17 protein-coding genes are annotated in these 18,659 nt (G+C 60.5%); 12 read left to right on the top strand and 5 right to left on the bottom strand.

Annotated features, from left to right (window positions below; translation table 11 throughout):
• Positions 1 to 3 precede the first annotated feature (3 nt).
• From ACP15P_RS01605 to nqrF, 5 genes are read left to right on the top strand one after another with little or no spacing between them, the layout of a single operon-like run.
• Positions 4 to 1,203: an NADH:ubiquinone reductase (Na(+)-transporting) subunit B gene (locus ACP15P_RS01605; RefSeq protein ID WP_424926740.1), complete on the top strand. Its 1,200-nt coding sequence runs from the start codon at positions 4 to 6 to the stop codon at positions 1,201 to 1,203.
• Positions 1,204 to 1,258: 55 nt separating this feature from the next.
• Complete coding sequence (locus ACP15P_RS01610; protein WP_424927289.1) at positions 1,259 to 2,125, top strand: Na(+)-translocating NADH-quinone reductase subunit C; 867 nt, start codon at positions 1,259 to 1,261, stop codon at positions 2,123 to 2,125.
• On the top strand, positions 2,125 to 2,778 hold the full coding sequence (locus ACP15P_RS01615; protein WP_424926741.1) for an NADH:ubiquinone reductase (Na(+)-transporting) subunit D: 654 nt from the start codon (positions 2,125 to 2,127) through the stop codon (positions 2,776 to 2,778). Before ACP15P_RS01610 ends, ACP15P_RS01615 begins: the two co-directional genes overlap by 1 nt.
• Positions 2,778 to 3,386 carry an NADH:ubiquinone reductase (Na(+)-transporting) subunit E gene (gene nqrE / locus ACP15P_RS01620; protein WP_424926742.1) on the top strand — a complete coding sequence of 203 codons (609 nt, stop codon included), beginning with the start codon at positions 2,778 to 2,780 and terminating at the stop codon, positions 3,384 to 3,386. The genes ACP15P_RS01615 and nqrE overlap by 1 nt, the downstream gene beginning before the upstream one ends.
• A 13-nt stretch (positions 3,387 to 3,399) precedes the next feature.
• The gene (nqrF, locus tag ACP15P_RS01625) at positions 3,400 to 4,620 is read left to right on the top strand and encodes an NADH:ubiquinone reductase (Na(+)-transporting) subunit F (RefSeq protein WP_424926743.1); all 1,221 of its coding nucleotides are present in this window, start codon (positions 3,400 to 3,402) and stop codon (positions 4,618 to 4,620) included.
• A gap of 342 nt (positions 4,621 to 4,962) precedes the next feature.
• On the opposite strand, the gene proC is transcribed toward nqrF, so the two are convergent.
• Together proC and ACP15P_RS01635 are read right to left on the bottom strand one after the other, a co-directional pair.
• A complete protein-coding gene (proC, locus tag ACP15P_RS01630) occupies positions 4,963 to 5,757 on the bottom strand; it encodes a pyrroline-5-carboxylate reductase (protein ID WP_424926744.1) in 795 nt (264 codons plus the stop codon).
• A 3-nt stretch (positions 5,758 to 5,760) separates the two neighbouring features.
• Positions 5,761 to 6,795, bottom strand: a complete 1,035-nt coding sequence (locus tag ACP15P_RS01635; protein WP_424926745.1) for a zinc-dependent alcohol dehydrogenase family protein — start codon at positions 6,793 to 6,795, stop codon at positions 5,761 to 5,763.
• A 140-nt stretch (positions 6,796 to 6,935) separates the two neighbouring features.
• On the opposite strand from ACP15P_RS01635, the gene ACP15P_RS01640 reads away from it, so the two are divergent.
• The 4 genes from ACP15P_RS01640 (at position 6,936) to ACP15P_RS01655 (ending at position 11,367) form a co-directional block, all read left to right on the top strand.
• Positions 6,936 to 7,412: an Lrp/AsnC family transcriptional regulator gene (locus tag ACP15P_RS01640; protein WP_424926746.1), complete on the top strand. Its 477-nt coding sequence runs from the start codon at positions 6,936 to 6,938 to the stop codon at positions 7,410 to 7,412.
• A gap of 582 nt (positions 7,413 to 7,994) precedes the next feature.
• Positions 7,995 to 9,497, top strand: a complete 1,503-nt coding sequence (locus ACP15P_RS01645) for a BCCT family transporter (protein ID WP_424926747.1) — start codon at positions 7,995 to 7,997, stop codon at positions 9,495 to 9,497.
• A gap of 438 nt (positions 9,498 to 9,935) precedes the next feature.
• A complete protein-coding gene (locus ACP15P_RS01650) occupies positions 9,936 to 10,589 on the top strand; it encodes a peroxiredoxin (RefSeq protein ID WP_424926748.1) in 654 nt (217 codons plus the stop codon).
• A 31-nt stretch (positions 10,590 to 10,620) separates the two neighbouring features.
• Entirely contained in the window at positions 10,621 to 11,367 is a 747-nt protein-coding gene (locus ACP15P_RS01655) for a phosphoadenylyl-sulfate reductase (RefSeq protein ID WP_424926749.1), read from the top strand.
• Between the two features lie 78 nt (positions 11,368 to 11,445).
• On the opposite strand, the gene ACP15P_RS01660 is transcribed toward ACP15P_RS01655, so the two are convergent.
• Entirely contained in the window at positions 11,446 to 12,504 is a 1,059-nt protein-coding gene (locus tag ACP15P_RS01660; RefSeq protein ID WP_424926750.1) for an ornithine cyclodeaminase, read from the bottom strand.
• 9 nt (positions 12,505 to 12,513) lie between these two features.
• Entirely contained in the window at positions 12,514 to 13,452 is a 939-nt protein-coding gene (gene ctlX / locus ACP15P_RS01665) for a citrulline utilization hydrolase CtlX (RefSeq protein ID WP_424926751.1), read from the bottom strand.
• A gap of 128 nt (positions 13,453 to 13,580) precedes the next feature.
• On the opposite strand from ctlX, the gene ACP15P_RS01670 reads away from it, so the two are divergent.
• Positions 13,581 to 14,006 (top strand): Lrp/AsnC family transcriptional regulator, encoded by a 426-nt coding sequence (locus ACP15P_RS01670; RefSeq protein WP_424926752.1) that lies wholly within the window; start codon positions 13,581 to 13,583, stop codon positions 14,004 to 14,006.
• Positions 14,007 to 14,063: 57 nt separating this feature from the next.
• On the opposite strand, the gene ACP15P_RS01675 is transcribed toward ACP15P_RS01670, so the two are convergent.
• The gene (locus ACP15P_RS01675; RefSeq protein ID WP_424926753.1) at positions 14,064 to 15,335 is read right to left on the bottom strand and encodes an MFS transporter; all 1,272 of its coding nucleotides are present in this window, start codon (positions 15,333 to 15,335) and stop codon (positions 14,064 to 14,066) included.
• Between the two features lie 202 nt (positions 15,336 to 15,537).
• On the opposite strand from ACP15P_RS01675, the gene cyoA reads away from it, so the two are divergent.
• Positions 15,538 to 16,623: a ubiquinol oxidase subunit II gene (cyoA, locus tag ACP15P_RS01680; RefSeq protein ID WP_424926754.1), complete on the top strand. Its 1,086-nt coding sequence runs from the start codon at positions 15,538 to 15,540 to the stop codon at positions 16,621 to 16,623.
• A 1-nt stretch (position 16,624) separates the two neighbouring features.
• A complete protein-coding gene (cyoB, locus tag ACP15P_RS01685) occupies positions 16,625 to 18,658 on the top strand; it encodes a cytochrome o ubiquinol oxidase subunit I (RefSeq protein WP_424926755.1) in 2,034 nt (677 codons plus the stop codon).
• The last annotated feature ends 1 nt before the right edge of the window (position 18,659 follow it).

An 18,659-nucleotide genomic window follows, 5' to 3' on the forward strand; every position in this document is an offset into this window, starting at 1 on the left:
TTTATGGCCCTGCGCGACTTCTTCGACAGGATCGAGCCGAATTTCCACAAGGGCGCGAAATGGGAACGCTGGTTCCCCGTCTATGAGATGGTTGAGAGCTTTCTCTATACGCCCAAGACGGTGACGACGGCGGCGCCCCATGCGCGGTCCTATATCGACATGAAACGGATCATGACCTACGTGGTCATCGCGACGATCCCCTGCATTCTGATGGCGCTTTACAATACCGGCCTTCAGACAAACCTCGCGATTGCGGAATACGGCCCTTCCGGCTGGCGGGCGGCGATCATTGGCGGAATTGGCATTGGCTTCAATCCGTCCAACCCGATTGCCAACATGCTGCACGGGCTGCTGTATTTCCTCCCGATCTATATCACCACGCTGGTGGCGGGCGGTATTTTTGAGGTAATTTTCGCTACGGTGCGCAAGCATGAGGTGAACGAGGGTTTCCTCGTGACATCAATGCTTTACACGCTGATCCTGCCTGCGACCACGCCTTTGTGGCAGGTGGCGCTCGGCATCATTTTCGGTGTCGTAATCGGCAAGGAAGTGTTTGGCGGTACGGGCAAAAACTTCCTCAACCCGGCCCTGACGGGACGTGCGTTCCTTTACTTCGCCTATCCCGCGCAGCTTTCGGGCGACAGCGTGTGGGTTCCGGTGGACGGTTTCACGGGCGCGACCGCTCTGGCCGTATCGGCCTCGGACGGGTTCCAGGAACTGGCCGCACGCGGCATGACCTGGTGGGACAGCTTCATCGGGGTGATCCCGGGCTCGCTTGGTGAGACCTCGACGCTGGCGGCGCTGCTGGGGCTTGCGTTCCTGCTGGTGACCAAGATCGCGAATTACCGCATGGTGGTGGGATGTCTGGGGGGCATGATCGTGTTCTCGCTGCTCCTGAACCTGATCGGATCAGAGTCCAATCCGATGTTCGCCATGCCCTGGTACTGGCACCTGGTCGTCGGTGGTTACGCCTTTGGCCTCGTCTTCATGGTCACGGAGCCGGTTTCAGGCTCGCATACCAACCTGGGCCGTTACATTTACGGGGCTCTGATCGGATTCATGGTCGTCATGATCCGTGTCGTGAACCCCGCCTTCCCCGAGGGCATGATGCTCGCCATCCTCTTCGGGAACGTCTTTGCACCGCTGATCGACTATTTCGTCGTTCAGGCCAATATTCGCAGGAGGGCGCGTCGGAATGTCTGACAACGACCGCGAAAACAAATCCGGGCAGGATGCGGAGGCACAGTTCACGCCTGAGATGAACCCGCCCGACCGGGACCTTCCGGCCCCGGAAGGCGAGGTCGTCAAAACCGGCGGGTTCCTGCGCCGTTTCCTCGACATGCCCGCCGATAACACCGCAAAAACGGTGGCTGTGGCGCTAGGTCTCTGCCTGGTGGCATCCATGTTCGTGTCGGCCGCAGCCGTGTCGCTGCGCCCGTTGCAGGAGCGCAACGCCGCGCTCGACAAGCAGGTGAACATTGTTCAGGTGGCCGGTCTCTATGAGGACGGCATCGACGTGGCCGAGGCGTTCGACGCGTTTGAGCCGCATGTCCTGGAACTGGCCACGGGCGAGTTTGCCGACGGGGCGGATATTGAGGGACAGGTGCTTGATCCCCTGACCTTTGACGACCGTGCCGCGGCGGAGGACCTGACCCTGTCCGCGCCGCTCGACGACGATCCGGCCAGCATTGGACGACAGGCGAACTACGTGACGGTTTACCTGCTGCGCAATGAGGACGGGTCGCTCGACAAGGTGATTCTGCCGGTCTACGGCTATGGCCTGTGGTCCACGCTCTACGGCTTCATCGCCATCGAGGAGGACGGCAACACGATCTATGGCCTCCAGTTCTATGAGCACGCGGAAACACCGGGCCTGGGCGCCGAGGTGGACAACCCCCGCTGGAAGGCGCTGTGGAACGAGAAGCTTCTGCGCACGGATGGTGGCGATGGCGAACTGGCGATTACGGTTGCGAAAACCGCACCCCCCGCCGGTCCGGAATACCATGTGGACGCCCTGTCCGGGGCGACACTGACCTCGCGCGGGGTGGACAACCTCATCCGGTTCTGGCTCAGCGAGCGCGGATTTGAACCTTTCCTTGAACGTGTCAGAGAGGGAGAGATCTGATGGCACAGACCTATCGGACCATGCTGGTCGACCCGATGGTCGACAACAACCCGATCACCCTGCAGGTTTTGGGAATCTGTTCGGCCCTCGCGGTGACCTCGTCCATGAGCGTGGCGCTGGTGATGACCATTGCGGTGACCCTGGTGACGGGTTTCGCGTCCATGTTCATCTCGGTTCTGCGCAGCCAGATCCCCTCCTCCATCCGCATTATCGTGCAGATGATCATCATCGCGTCGCTGGTGATTGTGGTGGACCAGGTGCTCAAGGCATATGCCTATGAGATCTCGAAGACACTCTCGGTCTTCGTGGGTCTGATCATCACCAACTGTATCGTGATGGGCCGCGCAGAGGCGTTCGCCATGAAGAACCCGCCGCTTGCTTCCTTCGTGGATGGTGTGGGCAATGGTCTGGGATATGGCTTGATTCTGATGCTCGTGGCGTTTGTGCGTGAGCTGTTCGGTGCGGGCAGCGTGTTTGGCCTGACCATTTTTGAAACCGTCAACAATGGCGGGTGGTACAACCCGAACGGTCTGCTGCTCCTGCCGCCCTCGGCGTTCTTCATCATCGGCCTGATCATCTGGGCGTTTCGTTCGTGGAAGCCGGAGCAGGTTGAGGAACGTGAATACCGCATTCAGACAGTGGAGGCGCACTGATGGAAGAGCTGATCTCCCTCGCCGTTAAGGCCATTTTCGTCGAGAACATGGCTTTGGCCTTCTTTCTCGGCATGTGTACCTTCCTGGCCGTGTCCAAAAAGATCTCCACGGCCATTGGTCTGGGCATCTCGGTGACGCTTGTGCAGACCATTACGGTTCCGGCCAACAACCTGATCCTGACCTATCTGCTGGCCCCTGGTGCGCTGGCCTGGGCCGGGTTTCCGAATGTGGACCTGACCTTTCTCGGTCTGATCTCCTATATCGGGGTGATTGCTGCGATGGTGCAGATCCTGGAGATGATCCTCGATAAGTACTTCCCGCCGCTCTACAACGCGCTTGGCGTGTTTCTGCCGCTGATTACGGTGAACTGCGCCATCCTGGGCGGCTCGCTGTTCATGGTGGAGCGCGATTACGATCTGACGCAGTCCACGGTGTACGGCATTTCCTCCGGCTTTGGCTGGGCGCTGGCCATCACCGCGATGGCGGGCGTGCGCGAGAAGCTGAAATATTCCGACATTCCCGAGGGTCTTCAGGGCCTTGGGATCACCTTCATCAGCGCCGGACTGATGGCCATGGCCTTCATGTCCTTCTCCGGCGTGAATCTCTGAGGGAGAGGCGACGATGCAGACTTTCACCCTCGGCGTTCTACTGTTTTCGCTGATCGTTCTGGCGCTGGTCACCATCATCATGCTGGCCCGCTCGCGCCTGGTTTCGAGCGGCAACGTGAACATTACGATCAACGGCGAGAAAACCATTTCGGTCCCCGCTGGCGGCAAGCTGTTGCAGACACTGGCGGCGGAGAAGCTCTTTGTGCCGTCGGCCTGTGGTGGCGGCGGGACCTGCGCGCAGTGCCGGGTGCGCATTCATGAGGGCGGCGGGTCGATCCTGCCGACCGAGGAGAGCCACATCACCAAGCGTGAGGCGGCCTGTGGCGACCGTCTGTCCTGTCAGGTTGCGGTCAAACAGGACATGCAGGTTGAGGTTCCCGAGGAGGTCTTCGGGGTCAAGAAGTGGGAATGCACCGTCCGGTCGAACGAGAACGTGGCGACATTCATCAAAAACCTGGTTCTGGAACTGCCCGAGGGCGAGGACGTAAACTTCCGGGCGGGTGGCTACATCCAGATCGAGGCGCCGGCGCACCAGCTGAGCTACACCGATTTCGATGTCCAGGAGGAGTACCGGGAGGACTGGGACAAGTTCAATCTCTGGCAGTACAAGTCCACGGTGGCCGAGCCGATCGAGCGGGCCTATTCCATGGCCAACTACCCTGACGAGAAGGGGCTGATCATGCTCAACGTGCGTGTGGCCTCACCGCCGCCGGGCACGGATTTCCCGCCGGGTCAGATGTCGTCCTTCATCTTCAACCTCAAGCCTGGGGACAAGGTAACGATTTCGGGGCCGTTCGGTGAGTTCTTCGCCCGCGACACGCAGAAGGAAATGGTCTTCATCGGTGGTGGTGCCGGTATGGCGCCGATGCGCAGCCACATCTTCGACCAGCTGAAACGCCTGAAGAACCGGGACCGCAAGATCACGTTCTGGTACGGGGCGCGCTCGAAGAAGGAGATGTTCTTCGTTGAGGACTTTGACGAGCTGGCCGCGGAGTTCCCGAACTTTACCTGGCATGTGGCCCTGTCGGATGCTCTGCCGGAGGATGAGTGGACGGGATATACCGGGTTCATCCACAACGTGCTCCATGACGAGTACCTGAAGGACCACCCTGCTCCGGAAGACTGCGAGTACTACATGTGTGGCCCCCCCATCATGAACTCGTCCTGTATCAACATGCTGCTTGAACTGGGCGTGGACCGGGAAGACATCATGCTGGACGATTTCGGCGGCTGACGTCGCCCCCGCCTGCGGTACGTGCGGCGGGAGCAGCGGTACCTGGCGTATTCCAGGGGTTGGAAACCAGGAACAACGGCCGCCGCGGGATCCTGCGGCGGCCGTTTGGTTTTTGGGGTTGGGTATCAGGAGACCGTAGGCTGGTCCGATAAGTTTTGCCCGCCGATCTGACCCCAAACAGCTTACACTGGCACGCGGCCAGGGCACTGGACAAAGGGGCAAAAGTCCCGCCGTGGCTGCGCCGTCATCAGTTGCGTTTCGGATCAAGTCTGCACGGTGCCGCGGCAATGGAAACTTCGAGCCCAAAGTGCCCAAATGTTGCGCTTCGTTCGGGTGGCTGCCTTATCCCCTTCCCAATTCCATTGCGCGGTCACGGCAGACGGTCATGGCCTTTGCAATGACTTCTCCAAAGCCGTTCTTCTGCAACGAGACAATGGCAGCATGGGTCGTCCCGTTTGGTGAGGTGACACGGGCACGAAGGTCTTCCGGTGAGTCGCCCTGGGCGGCCATGGCGGCAGCGCCAAGTGCCGTTTGCAGGGTCAGCGCCCTGGCATCCTCCGGGGGCAGACCCAGGATAATTCCCGCCCGGATCATCTCCTCGATCATCAGGAAATAATAAGCCGGGCCGCTGCCCGACACTGCCGTGACAGCATCCAGAAGGTGTTCACGCTCTACGATGACGCAAATACCAAAGGCTTCGATGATCTCCCTGGCAGCCATGCGCTGCGCGTCGGTCGTGTGGTCGTTGACGTAAAGCCCCGTCGCTCCCAGTCCGAGAAGGGCTGGCGTGTTGGGCATCGTGCGGGCGATGGCTACCGGACCAAAAAGGTCTTCAAGCGATTCAATCGTGACCCCGGCCGCAATGCTGAGGATCAGCTTGCCAGACAGGTCGGCATCCATCTGTTTGGCCACAGCCGCAATGACCTGAGGTTTGACAGCCAGCACAATGATGTCAGCGGCAGCCGCGCTGGCCACTTCGTCTGCCGTCGTGACGCCGTGCTGTGCGGTCAGCCGGTTCCGCTGATCCGCGTTCGGGTCGACAACCGTGATCCGCGAGGGCGTCCACCCACTGGCGATCATGCCGCCAATGATGGCCGACGCCATGTTGCCACCGCCTATGAATGCAATCTTTTCCATGGCTCAGAAGCTCGTAATCACGGTCGCGCCGACGGACTGGAACTTGTTCATGTTCATCAGGGCCTCGGGGGCGGCGTCGATGCTAATCCTGTCACCGACCAGCCGGGCCGGGTTCAGCTTGCTGCTTTCGACCATATCGAGCATCGCACCGTAGCGGTGCGCCTGCATGCCGTGGGAGCCAAGAAGCTCGATCTCCTGGCCCACGATCTTTGGCATGGGCACCGCGGGGGCAGCGTGATCGCCAAGCATCAGACCCACCTGAATATGCTTGCCCCGGGGACGCAGGCAGAGGATCGAATTCGTCATCGTTGCCGAATGCCCAAGCGCATCGAGCGAGACATGCGCGCGCCCCCTGGTGATCTCCCTGATCGCTTCGACCACGTCACCCTTGCCATCAATGGCCGCAACCGCGCCAAGCTCCCTGGCCAGCGCGAGCTTTGCCGGATCAAGGTCCACCCCGATCACATTCGCCCCCGCCGCGCTGGCAATCATCACCGCGGACAGGCCAACACCGCCGCAGCCATGCACGGCGACCCATTGGCCCGCACTGACCTTGCCCTGGTCGATCACGGCCCGAAACGAGGTAGCGAACCGGCAGCCCAGGCTGGCGGCAGTGGCGAAATCCATTGTCTCCGGCAACGCCACCACGTTCAGATCAGCCTGATGGATCGGCACATATTCCGCAAAGCTGCCCCAATGGGTGAAGCCGGGCTGCTCCTGATGCAGGCACACCTGCTGATGACCGGCATGGCATTCGCTGCATGATCCACAGCCGCAGATGAACGGGACAGTGACCCGGTCGCCCACCTTCCAGTGCTTCACGTCCTTGCCGACCGCTTCGACCACGCCGGCCAGTTCGTGGCCAGGGATGTGGGGAAGCTCGATATCACTGTCGTGACCCATCCATCCGTGCCAGTCGCTGCGACACACCCCGGTGGCTTCGACCTTCAGCACGACCCCATGCGTGTCCGGCGCAGGATCCGCCACGTTCACGACCTTGGGGGTTTCCTGGAATTTTTCGAACAGAACAGCCTTCATGACAGGATCTTTCAGTTATGTCGACTCATTGAGTGGAAGCTATCATATGGCGGCGAAATTACCTTGCTATTCTACCCCTTATTGTGATTATTTTGGGCGGAAAGCCCTCAACCTGAGGGGTTATTGAGGAAATTCTTCCCTTGCGCGAAATCGACACCGTCAACGCACGGATTCTCGAACTGCTACAAAGCGACGGGCGCATGACCAACGCCAAACTGGCTGAGCATCTGAACATGAGCGAAACGCCCTGCTGGCGACGGCTCAGGAAACTGGAAGAGACGGGCATCATCGAGGGCTACCAGGCCCACCTCAGTCGCAGAAAGCTCGGACTCGGCGTGATGGCATTCGTACAGCTCAGCTGCTCGGAGCACGATCAGGCCGCCACTGCCGAGTTCCAACGCATTATTGAGGTCACGCCCAATATCCTTGCCTGCCATAACACCACCGGCGAGGACGATTTCCTGCTGATCGTGGTCGCGCGCGATCTGGACGACTACAGCGCCTTTGTGGACAGCACGTTGCGGCGTCTGCCCGGTGTGACCAGCATTCGCTCGAACCTTTCACTCAAGGAGATGAAAGCATCGAGCAAACTGCCCGTGCGAGGTCAGGGGCGATGATCAGGTCGCGGCTCTAATAACAGACATTCGTGCAAACGCATCGACCGGCAGCTCTGTCCCGCTCAACCGACGTTCGAACCCCAAAAGACCCGGTGCAGTCCGCCAGCCCCGTATTAGAGTGTTCCGGATCCGGCCTGAACGCCGCCATTGCAATGGCGGCACTGAGCCTCACCCCCCCACAACTGCGCGACCCCGGGCACGGAGCAAAGGGGCTTCAGCCCTGCCGGGCCTGCGCCGGACCGGACCGCATGGGCCGGCGCCCGCTGACGTTGGCCCCACGATCAATCGGAAGAGGCACACTTCACCATAAAACCGCGTCATCCAACCGTTCCGTGCCCCCCCCCGGCCCGGCGCAGGCACGGCTTTCCTTGCAGCGGCAGGAGTGTCCACCCGGCCCTTCCGTCACCGGTTGTGTTCCCGATCAGGCCTGTAGCATGTCGACAGAGTGTGCCGGGCGATTGATCTTCCATTCCGGTGAACCCATAGTGCGGACGGAACGGCGCCAAACGCTGCGGGTCGCCTGTCCGAGGAGGAGCGGTCATCTGTGTTTGCGGCAGAAGCCGGCAAAATGGGGAACTACACGTGTCACAGCCATCCGGGAAAGGGCCAGGCAGCCTTCCTGTTCTCGCCCTGGCCATCAGCGCCTCAATAGCCCTTTGGGGGATCCTCGATCCATCCGGGCTGGGTCACGTGGCGTCGACGGCCGTGTCGGCGCAGTTTGCCAGCCGCGGGTGGTTCATCATGCTGGAGGCGAGTGGCATTCTGTTTGTGGCCATTTTTCTTGCCCTCTCCCGCTTTGGCGATATCCGACTGGGTCCAGATGATGCCAAGCCGGATTTTTCGACCCCGGCATGGATCGCGATGCTTTTCGCTGCGGGGATGGGCGTGGGCCTCCTGTTCTATGGCGCTGCCGAGCCGCTCACTCATTTTGAAACGCTGCGCCAGTTCTCCCCGGACGCAAAAGCAGCCGGTGAAGCACTGTTCGTGACCTATCTCAACTGGGGTTTCCACGCCTGGGCGATCTACGGCGTCGTCGCATTGATCATTGCCTATTTCGCCTTCCGTCGCGGCGGCAGGCTGCTGTTAAGTGCGCCTTTGCTGGATGCGTTTGGAACCGCAGCCTGGGTGCGCGGGCTGGCCTGGCTGTTCGACCTGCTCTCCATTGTCGCCATTGCCGTCGGCCTTGCCGGATCACTGGCGATGGGGGTCTTCCAGATCCAGACCGGGCTTGCCGGCCTGCTTGGTGTGGGGAATCCTGCAAACCTGACACTGCCGATCTTCGTCGCGATGTGCGTGGCCTTCACGGTTCCGCTGCGCCGGGACCTCGGAGACGGCATGGCGAGGCTCTCCAATGCCGCCATGCTGATCGCGATTGGGCTCCTCGCCTATCTCGTGATTCTCGGGCCGACCTCCTACATCATGAATGGTATTGTCTCGGGCTTCGGACGGTATCTGTTTCACGCCCTGCCCGCCGGCTTTTCGACCGTTGAGTTTTTCGGTCCCGAGATCGAGAACTGGTTCCAGGACTGGACGCTGAACTACATGATCTGGTGGCTGGCGTGGTCGCCTTTCGTCGGGATCTTCATCGCCCGCATCTCGCGCGGGCGCACGATCCGGGAGTTCCTTGCCGGTGTCATCGTCGTGCCGACCCTCTTTTCGGTTCTGTGGTTCGGCGGATTTGGCGGGCTCGGCTTTTTCGATGGATTGCGCGAGGATGCTGCCCTGTCGGCGATCAACCAGCAGAATCTCGACGCAACGACCTTTGCGCTTCTTGAGAAATTTCCGCTCGACATGCTGACACGCACGGCCACGGTAATCGCCGCGTTCCTCTTCGTGGTAACGAGCGTCGTCAGTGCCGGATTTACGCTCGCGATGATCGGTGCGGGTGGGGAGGAAAACCCCTCACCGCGCCTCCGCACGATCTGGGGCGGTGTGCTGGGCGCGTTGGGACTGGCCATGATCTTCGTAGGGGATATCGGTGTGGTCCGTTCGATCATAGCCCTGTCCGCCATCGCTTTCGTCTTTATCGTTCCGGTTCTCGTGATTTGCCTGTTCCGCTCGCTTCGCAGGGAGACCCGTTCGTGATGGGGGAAACACCGGATACCGTGCTGAACCTTATCGTATTTGCCTATATTGGCATTCTGATCTGGCTGGCGCTCAAACCGGATCCGTGAGTTTCGGCCCGGCATTTCGGTGCGCGGGGACGCAACCCACGCGGCAATGCCGGCCGTTTTCGCGTTTTTCGAAGCGATTCTGGGGTGTTTGCGGCGTGCGGAGCTGGGCGTGGCGCGCAACGGGGGCGAACAGTGTTCCAGGAAAGCGTGCGCGGGTGGAACGGGTGTGCGTGTGCCGCGGCCAAGGTCGCGACGGCTTCCCTAATTGGGTTTGGACCTGTTGAACGCCACGGCGGCGGGCTCTAATTTCACTTTAACAACAGGCGATTGACCGGTACTTCGGTTCCGTGCCGGGGGGACTTGCACAATTCTCCGACCGGCGGAGTACGGACAAAGGAGCGAATGCGATATGAGCCTTCGAATTAACGACACGATCCCGAACCTGACCGTGACGACCGATCAGGGTGAGTTCAAACTGCACGATTTTGTTGGCGACAGCTGGGCGATTTTGTTTAGTCACCCGAAGGATTTCACGCCCGTGTGCACGACCGAGTTTTCGGCCGTGGCACAGCTGGCCGATGAATGGGAGAAACGAGGCACCAAAGTAATCGGCGTGTCCGTGGACGGTGTTGAGGACCACAAAAAGTGGAAGAACGACATCGAAACCTTTGGCGGTGCCAAAGCCGGCTTCCCGATCATTGCCGATGACGGGCTGGAAGTTTCCAAGGCGTTCGACATGCTGCCGGCGGAAGCGTATCTGCCCGATGGAAGGACGCCTGCGGACAGTGCGACGGTGCGGGCGGTGTTCATCATTGGGCCGGACAAGCAGCTGAAACTGTCGATGACCTATCCGATGACGGTGGGCCGGAACTTTGCCGAGATCCTGCGCGCGCTTGACGGGTTGCAGACATCGACCGGCAAGGGGGTGGCGACGCCCGCGAACTGGACGCCGGGTGGTGACGTGATCATTCCCGCGTCGGTCAGCGACGAGGACGCATCGAAGAAGTTCGGTGAGTTCAAAACGGTCCTGCCCTATCTGCGCACGACCAAAGACCCCGCGTAAACGAGTACCGGACTCCGGAAAGGACAGCTCCATGAACGAAGCCGCCCGAATTCATGCCGTGACAGATGCGGCCGACGAAGGCCCGACGGTTTTTACCGCAGCCAACAAATGGCTGGAGGATCAACCGGCGGAGGTGCGGATTGCGTGGGCGCAGAAGAACCTGCCGCGTGATCATGTGCTGTCGTCGAGTTTTGGCATTCAGTCGGCGGTGATGCTTCATCTGATGACGCAGGCGATGCCGGACATTCCGGTGCTGCTGTTCGATACGGGCTATCTGTTTCCGGAGACCTACCGGTTTATTGACGAGCTGACCGAGCGGCTGAACCTCAATCTCAAGGTCTTCCGGGCGGAAATGACACCGGCCTGGCAGGAGGCCCGTTTTGGGCAGCTCTGGGAACAGGGAGAGGAAGGGCTGAAGCGGTACAACACCATCAACAAAGTTGAGCCGATGCAGCGGGCCATGACCGATGTGGGCGCCGGAACCTGGTACAGCGGGCTGAGGCGCGTGCAGTCGGACAGCCGCAGCGAGCGCAAAATCCTCGAGTTCCAGCATGGCCGGGTGAAGTTCCACCCCATTGTGGACTGGACCAACCGGGACGTGCATTTCTATCTCAAGCGGCATGACCTGCCCTATCACCCGCTGTGGGAGCAGGGTTATGTGAGCGTGGGCGACACGCATACGACGATGAAGCTTGAGGACGGAATGCGCGAGGAGGACACGCGGTTTTTCGGGATGAACCGGGAATGCGGTCTTCACGTGGAGACGCGCACGGGCTGACGGCAGTTCGGTTTGTTATTGGAATGAGCAAGTCCGGCCTGGTTTGGCCGGACTTTTTTTGTTGTGCCTGGGCGGTACCTACGCGGCCTGTGGCTGGGCGCGGTTGAACATGCCGAAGAGGTCGCGCGGGTCGTCGGGGTCGGCGATCATGTCGAGCCGGTCGAAGAAGCGGGTGCCTTGAATCGCGCGGGCAATGTAGCGCAGGACGCTGAAATCCTCGATGGCGAAACCCACGCTGTCGAAGAGGGTGATCTGCCGCTCACTGGTGCGTCCGGCGGCCTCGCCCCCGATGACCTGCCAGAGTTCGGTGACCGCGTGGTCGGGGTCGAGCTGCTGGATTTCGCCCTCGATGCGGGTCTGGGGCGGGTATTCCACGAAGATGGACGAGCGCAGCAGAATGTCGCGGTGGAGTTCGGTCTTGCCCGGGCAATCGCCGCCGATGGCGTTGATGTGGACTCCCGCGCCGACCATGTTGTCGGTCAGGATTGTCGCGTACTGTTTGTCGGCGGTGCAGGTGGTGATGATTTCGGCGCCTTCAATCGCCTCCTCACCCGAGCGGCATTTTACGACGGTCAGGCCGCTTTGCGCGAGGTTTTTGGCGCAGCGTTCGGTTGCAGTGAGGTCGATGTCGTAGAGGCGCACGGTGTCGATGCCGCAGACGGCCTTGAAGGCGAGACACTGGAACTCGGACTGGGCGCCGTTGCCGATCATGGCCATGGTGCGTGCGCCGCGGGGGGCGAGGTGTCTGGCCGCCATTGCGCTGGTCGCGGCGGTGCGCAGGGCGGTCAGCAGGGTCATTTCGCTCAGGAGTTTGGGATAGCCCGATTCCACCTCGGCCAGCAGACCAAAGGCGGTGACGGTCTGGAGCCCCTCGGCCATGTTTTTGGGGTGACCATTGACGTATTTGAAGCCGTAGGTCTCTCCGTCCGAGGTGGGCATGAGTTCGATCACGCCGACATCGGAATGGGAGGCGACGCGGGGCGTCTTGTCGAACAGCGGCCAGCGGCGGAAATCGGCTTCGATCTGGTCTGCCAGATCGGTCAGCACCTTTTCAATGCCGATATGATGGACGAGGCGCATCATGTTCTCGACCGAGACGAAGGGCACGTAGGCAAGTTTTGAGGGAAGCGGCGTCATGGGAACCTCTCAGGCGGCAATGGGGGTACGGGCGGACAGGTGCAGCCCGGCGATCATGCAGCGGACGGAGCCGCCGGCGTGTTCGATGGTCGGAATGTCGAGCGGGAGCAGCGTCACGTGGCGTTCGAGTGTGGCGCGCTGACCAACATCGAGGGAGCGCAGGGCTCGGGACGAGAGCGCAAGCACAAGTCCGTCGCGGCCCTGGAGTTCGATGGCGTTGCCCGCGAAGTTTGCGATCTGGTCGTGGGTCAGTTCGATGATGTCACGCTCCCCACGGCGCAGGCGCTCGGCGACCTCCCGGCGGCGTGGTGCGTCAGGGATCGAGCTGAGACCTATCATGGCAAAATCGGTGCCGATGCACATCAGAACATTGGTGTGGTAGATCGGCTCGCCCCGTGCATCGACGGCGTCGAAGACGACGGGTTCGTAGTTGAAATGGGTGCAGAAGCGTTCCAGCAGGATCTCGCTGGTGCGTTTGGAGCGGGCGGCGTAGGCCACGCGCTCGAGGTGGTCGATGACCATGGCGCCGGTGCCCTCCAGGAACAGGCTGTCCTGCTCGAGGCCGGAATAGTCGATGACGTCCTGCACCCGGTAATCGCGCTTGAGCATTTCGAGAACGTCCTGGCGCCGCTCGGGCCGGCGGTTGGGCGAGTACATCGGGTAGACGGCGACATGGCCGCCGGAATGGGTGGAGAACCAGTTGTTGGGGAAGACTGAGTCCGGCGTGGCGGTGCCGTCGTCCTCGAACAGGTGGACCTGGACACCGGCGGCGCGCAGGGCGTCGGCGGCGCGTGTGACTTCCGCTCTGGCCGCTTCGGCCACGGCGGCCGCGTCGATGGCGGCGCTGGTTTGGAAGTGGTTGTCCTGGGCAGTCAGGGTGTTGGGCGTGAAGTGGTGCGGGCGGATCATGACGACCGATGCGGGTGCCTGGAGCGATGTACGGGGCATGGAACCTGGTTTCCTTTTTGAGAACATGTTCTGAAGATACGCGCGGATCCCGACGGATTGCATAGCCATGATGGAAAAGTTGCGAAGTGTATTTGGACATTTTGCCAGGTTCGTGTATAAGATTTGCCATGCATGTTTATGACGATCTTGATCGCAGGCTGATCGCGCTTCTGCGCGAGGACGGGCGGGCGCCGGTGTCGCGGCTGGCGACGGCTCTGGGGGTTTCGCGGGCAACGGTTCAGACGCGAATCGACCGGTTGCTGGACACGGGCGCGGTGCTGGGGTTCACCATTCGCGCGCGGGAGGACAGCGGGCCGCACGGGGTGCGGGCGATCATGATGATCGAGGTGTCGGGCCAGTCGACGACGAAGGTGATCCGAAGCCTCCGCGGTATCCCTGCCCTGCATCAGCTGCATTCAACCAACGGGAACTGGGATCTGGTGGCGCAACTGAGCGCCGAGAGCCTGGCGGATTTTGACCGGGTTCTGCGGGAGGTGCGGGGTATTCCCGGCATCACGAACAGCGAGACGTCGATTTTGCTGAGTTCGGTGTAGCGCCACCGGTTAAGGGCGTGCGGCCATTCGGTGGAATGGCCGCCGCGTTGAGTGTGCTTATCCCTCGCCCTGGGCCTTGCGTTTCTGGAGCATCACGAGGGCCAGGAGGGTCATGACGACGCCGGACATCAGGTAGATCGTAGTGGCCCAGAGGCCGAACTGCCAGGCGAGGAAGAGCCCGACCAGCGGCGCAAAGGCTGCGCCGAAGAGCCATGAGAGGTTCGTCGCGAGGGCCGAGCCGGAATAGCGGTATTCGGGCCGGAAGCGGTTCGGCACGATGGAACTGGACTGGCCGTAGGAGAGGCCCAGAACGATGAAGCCGAAGATGATGTAGATGGCCGGTGCGGATTCGACGGTTGTGATCGTCAGGCACAGGGCGGTGATGAGACCGCAGCTGAGGAACAGAACCGTGCGCTTGGTGAAGCGGTCGGCGAGGATGCCGGAGACGATGACCGCGCCAATGGCGAGGGTGCCGCCCACAAGCTGCAGCATCAGGATGTCCGAGATGGGCCGCTCGGTGAAGAGCAGCGAGTAGCTGAGCGGGAAGACCGTGACCATGTGGAACAGGGCATAGCTCGACAGCGGCAGAAGCGCGGAGAGCAGAATGGTCCGCCATTCGTTCGGGATCAGCGTGCGCAGCGGAGCGGACCGCAGAAGGGTTTCATCATCGCGCACGAAATCGGTGGTCAGCAGGCGCAGGCGGGCGAAGAGCGACACAACGTTGACGGCCATGACCGCGAAGAAGGCGAAACGCCACCCGTATGAGTAGAACTCCTCCTCGGTCAGGAAGCCGGTGAGGACGTAGAAGAGCGCGGCGGCAACACAGAAGCCGATCGGGCCGCCAAGCTGTGGGACCATGCCGTAGAGGCCCTCCCGTTCTTTCGGGGCGACGGCCTTGAGCTGGAGCGTGATGCCGTCCCAGGCGCCACCGATGCCAAGGCCCTGGATAAAGCGAAAGACGGCGAGCAGAACGGGGGCCATGATTCCGATTTTCTCATAGGTCGGAAGTAACCCGATTGTGACCGTGGAGGTGCCCAATAGCATGAGTGCGAGGGTGATTTTTCCCGCCCGTCCGATTTTGCGCTGAATCTCACGACCGAGGAAACTGGCGACCGGCCGGGCGAAGAATGCGAGCGAGAAAATCGCGAATGACCACAGCGTCCCCACGACCGGATCGAGGTGCGGGAAGAAGATGACCGGAAAGACAAGAGCGGACGCTATCGCATAGACAAAAAAGCCAAAAAAGTCGGTGACGCGTGCCATGACGACCGTGATTACCACGTCATCCAGTGTCACTTCCTGATGTGTCGATGCATTGCCGTAAGACATGTTCAGGCTCCGTGTTAGACCCTCAGCATAGAGGAAAACGGCTCACGGTCTTGTGTCAACCTCTGGCGTTTTCCCCGGTAACAATTGCACTGCAGCATATTGCCCGCAAAGTCCAGCACGGCTATGTCTGTCAAGCGCTGCAACACGGTTGCGCGACATTGCGCTGACCCGGCGATAAAACAAGCTGAGAGGGGCAGAGAATATGCGTTTAGCCCGCTTTGGACTTCTGGCGATCTGTGGTGTGCTGCTTTCGGGCTGTGACCTGGTGCTGTTCAACCCGTCAGGCGACGTGGCTGCCCAGCAGGGCGATCTGATCATTTATGCGACCGTTCTCATGATGATCGTGATCCTGCCCGTCATGGCGCTGACGGTCTTTTTCGCGATCAAGTACCGCAAGGACAATGAGGAGGCGACGTATGAGCCGGAATGGAATCACTCCGTCAGCCTGGAGATTGTGGTCTGGTCGGTTCCGCTTGCGATCATCATCTGCCTTGCGGGTCTGACATGGGTCGCGACCCACCGGCTGGATCCGTACAGCGACCTGCCCCGGATTTCGGCAGAGAAAGCGATCGATCCTAATGTTGCGCCCCTGCAGGTTCAGGTGGTCGCGCTCGACTGGAAATGGCTGTTCATCTATCCCGAGGAGGGCATTGCCACGGTCAATGAGGCCGCGGTTGTAGTGGACCGTCCGGTTGAGTGGAAAATTACCTCCAGTTCCGTGATGAACGCCTTCTACGTGCCGGAAATGGCGGGGATGATCTACGCCATGGCGGGGATGGAGACCGAGTTGAACGCGGTGATGAATGCGCCGGGCACGTTTGAGGGGTTTTCCGCCAATTACAGCGGCAACGGATTTTCGCAAATGCGGTTCGACCTCATCTCCGTGGACGAGGCCGGATTTGACGATTGGGTCGCAAGCGTTCGTGACGGATCACCGGTGCTGGATACCGATGCGGTTCATCAGCTTGAACAGCCGAGCATCGACAATGACATCGAGTATTTCGGCGACGTTGAGGACGGTGTCTGGGAGCGGATTTTGAACATGTGCACCGGACCGAACGATTTGTGTCTGAATGACATGATGATGGTTGATGCCCTGGGCGGCGGTGGCATTGATGGTCTGTGGAACCGCGAGATGTATCGCGGGCTGTGCACTGCGGATGACCCCCAGGCCATTTTTGCGGTGCTGCGCCCGGACCTGATGGATCGTGGAGAGGAGATTTTGCAGTCCATGGTCCTGGATACCAACAAGCTTCCGCCCCTTCCCCAATCCTTGCAGGCGAACTGACATGGCGACATCCCCCGTGACCGAGACGGCTGAACAGGCCGCGAATACCCTGGCGCAGGTGGACCCTTTCTGGGGCAAGCTGACCTGGGAGATCTTCCCGTTCTATGACCCGATCATTTTCGGGACGTTTATCGGCACCTGTCTTTTGGGTGCGGCGATTGTGGGAATTGTGCTCTACTACCGGCTTCTCCCGTATCTATGGAACGAGTGGTTTACGTCGATCGATCACAAGAAGATCGGTATCATGTACATGATACTTGCCACGGTGATGCTGGTGCGTGGATTTGCCGATGCGCTTCTTATGCGTGGGCACCAGGCTTTGGCCTCGGCCGGGTATGTGGGGTATCTGCCGGCCTATCACTACGATCAGGTTTTCACGGCCCATGGCGTGATCATGATTTTCTTCGTGGCGATGCCGTTTGTGACCGGGTTCATGAACTATGTGATGCCGTTGCAGATTGGCGCCCGGGACGTGGCGTTTCCGTTCCTGAACAATCTCAGCTTCTGGCTGACGGTGTCGGGGGCAATTTTGATCATGATTTCGCTCTTTGTGGGTGATTTTGCCGCAACAGGATGGCTCGCTTATCCGCCCCTGTCGGGGCTGAAGTTCAGTCCAGGCGTGGGGATGGATTACTACCTCTGGTCACTGAACATCGCGGGGATCGGGACGACGCTTTCGGGGATCAACCTCGTGGTCACGCTGGTAAAAATGCGCGCGCCGGGGATGACCTGGATGAAGATGCCGATCTTCTGCTGGACGACGCTGTGTACCAACATTCTGATCGTGGCGACCTTCCCGGTTCTGACCGCGACGCTCGCTCTGCTGACGGCGGACCGGTATCTGGGCACCCATTTCTTTACCAATGAGATGGGCGGCAATCCGATGATGTATGTGAACCTCATCTGGATTTGGGGGCATCCGGAGGTCTATATCCTCACGCTGCCCGTCTTTGGGATTTTCTCCGAGGTCGTGGCGACGTTCTGCCGAAAGCGGCTGTTTGGCTATACGTCGATGGTTTACGCGACCTGCGTGATCACGATCCTGAGTTACATAGTTTGGCTGCACCACTTCTTTACCATGGGTGCGGGGGCGAACGTGAACGCGTTCTTTGGCATCACCACGATGATCATTTCGATCCCCACGGGGGCGAAGCTGTTCAACTGGCTGTTCACCATGTACAAGGGCCGCATTCATTACGAGCTGCCGATGATGTGGACCGTGGCCTTCATGCTGACGTTTGTAATTGGGGGCATGACGGGTGTTCTGCTCGCGGTTCCGCCGGCGGATTACGTGCTGCACAACTCGCTGTTCCTGGTGGCGCATTTCCACAACGTGATCATTGGTGGCGTGGTGTTCGGTATTTTTGCCGGGATCAACTACTGGTGGCCCAAGGCGTTCGGGTTTCATCTGGACCGGTTCTGGGGGCTGGTGAGCTTTTGGGGCTGGGTTGTCGGGTTCTGGCTGGCGTTCATGCCGCTTTACCTGCTGGGGCTGATGGGCGTGACGCGCCGGCTGAGCCAGTTTGAGGACACGATCTATGCGGGCTACTTCTTCACCGCCCTTATCGGGGCGCTGCTGGTGGCCTTGGGTCTGTTGGCCTTCATCGTTCAGATCGTGGTGTCGATCATGAAGCGCGAGCAGCTGGCCGTTGATGGTGATCCGTGGGATGCGCGGACGCTGGAATGGTCGACGACCTCCCCGCCGCCCTACTACAACTTTGCCTTCAACATGAATGTCTATGAGATCGACGCGTGGCATCACATGAAGGCCAATGGCGCGAAACCGCCGCAGGACGGGTTCCAGCCCATTCACATGCCGCGTTACACTGCGAGCGGGATCATCATTTCCGGCTTCATGACGGTCATGGGGTTTGCCCTGGTCTGGCATGTGTGGTGGCTGGCGCTGATTACCTTCGTGGCGTCGCTGGCCTGGGGTATCGGGCACACGTTCAACTACAAACGCGACTACTACGTGCCCGCCGACGAGGTTCGAGCGATCGAGACCGGCACGGGCGTGGTGAGACCGGCGGAGTAAG

The sequence above is a fragment of the Amaricoccus tamworthensis genome (assembly GCF_049800875.1).
In the GTDB taxonomy this organism is placed as follows: domain Bacteria; phylum Pseudomonadota; class Alphaproteobacteria; order Rhodobacterales; family Rhodobacteraceae; genus Amaricoccus; species Amaricoccus tamworthensis.

Excerpts from the sequence above, each read along its gene's own strand:
- ACP15P_RS01635 (WP_424926745.1), bottom strand. The coding sequence starts at position 6,795 with ATGAAGGCTGTTCTGTTCGAAAAATTCCAGGAAACCCCCAAGGTCGTG.
- ACP15P_RS01610 (WP_424927289.1), top strand. The coding sequence starts at position 1,259 with ATGAACCCGCCCGACCGGGACCTTCCGGCCCCGGAAGGCGAGGTCGTC.
- nqrE (WP_424926742.1), top strand. The coding sequence starts at position 2,778 with ATGGAAGAGCTGATCTCCCTCGCCGTTAAGGCCATTTTCGTCGAGAAC.
- ACP15P_RS01615 (WP_424926741.1), top strand. The coding sequence starts at position 2,125 with ATGGCACAGACCTATCGGACCATGCTGGTCGACCCGATGGTCGACAAC.
- nqrF (WP_424926743.1), top strand. The coding sequence starts at position 3,400 with ATGCAGACTTTCACCCTCGGCGTTCTACTGTTTTCGCTGATCGTTCTG.
- ACP15P_RS01670 (WP_424926752.1), top strand. The coding sequence starts at position 13,581 with ATGCATGTTTATGACGATCTTGATCGCAGGCTGATCGCGCTTCTGCGC.
- cyoB (WP_424926755.1), top strand. The coding sequence starts at position 16,625 with ATGGCGACATCCCCCGTGACCGAGACGGCTGAACAGGCCGCGAATACC.
- ACP15P_RS01675 (WP_424926753.1), bottom strand. The coding sequence starts at position 15,335 with ATGTCTTACGGCAATGCATCGACACATCAGGAAGTGACACTGGATGAC.
- ACP15P_RS01660 (WP_424926750.1), bottom strand. The coding sequence starts at position 12,504 with ATGACGCCGCTTCCCTCAAAACTTGCCTACGTGCCCTTCGTCTCGGTC.
- cyoA (WP_424926754.1), top strand. The coding sequence starts at position 15,538 with ATGCGTTTAGCCCGCTTTGGACTTCTGGCGATCTGTGGTGTGCTGCTT.
- ACP15P_RS01650 (WP_424926748.1), top strand. The coding sequence starts at position 9,936 with ATGAGCCTTCGAATTAACGACACGATCCCGAACCTGACCGTGACGACC.
- proC (WP_424926744.1), bottom strand. The coding sequence starts at position 5,757 with ATGGAAAAGATTGCATTCATAGGCGGTGGCAACATGGCGTCGGCCATC.
- ctlX (WP_424926751.1), bottom strand. The coding sequence starts at position 13,452 with ATGCCCCGTACATCGCTCCAGGCACCCGCATCGGTCGTCATGATCCGC.
- ACP15P_RS01655 (WP_424926749.1), top strand. The coding sequence starts at position 10,621 with ATGAACGAAGCCGCCCGAATTCATGCCGTGACAGATGCGGCCGACGAA.
- ACP15P_RS01605 (WP_424926740.1), top strand. The coding sequence starts at position 4 with ATGGCCCTGCGCGACTTCTTCGACAGGATCGAGCCGAATTTCCACAAG.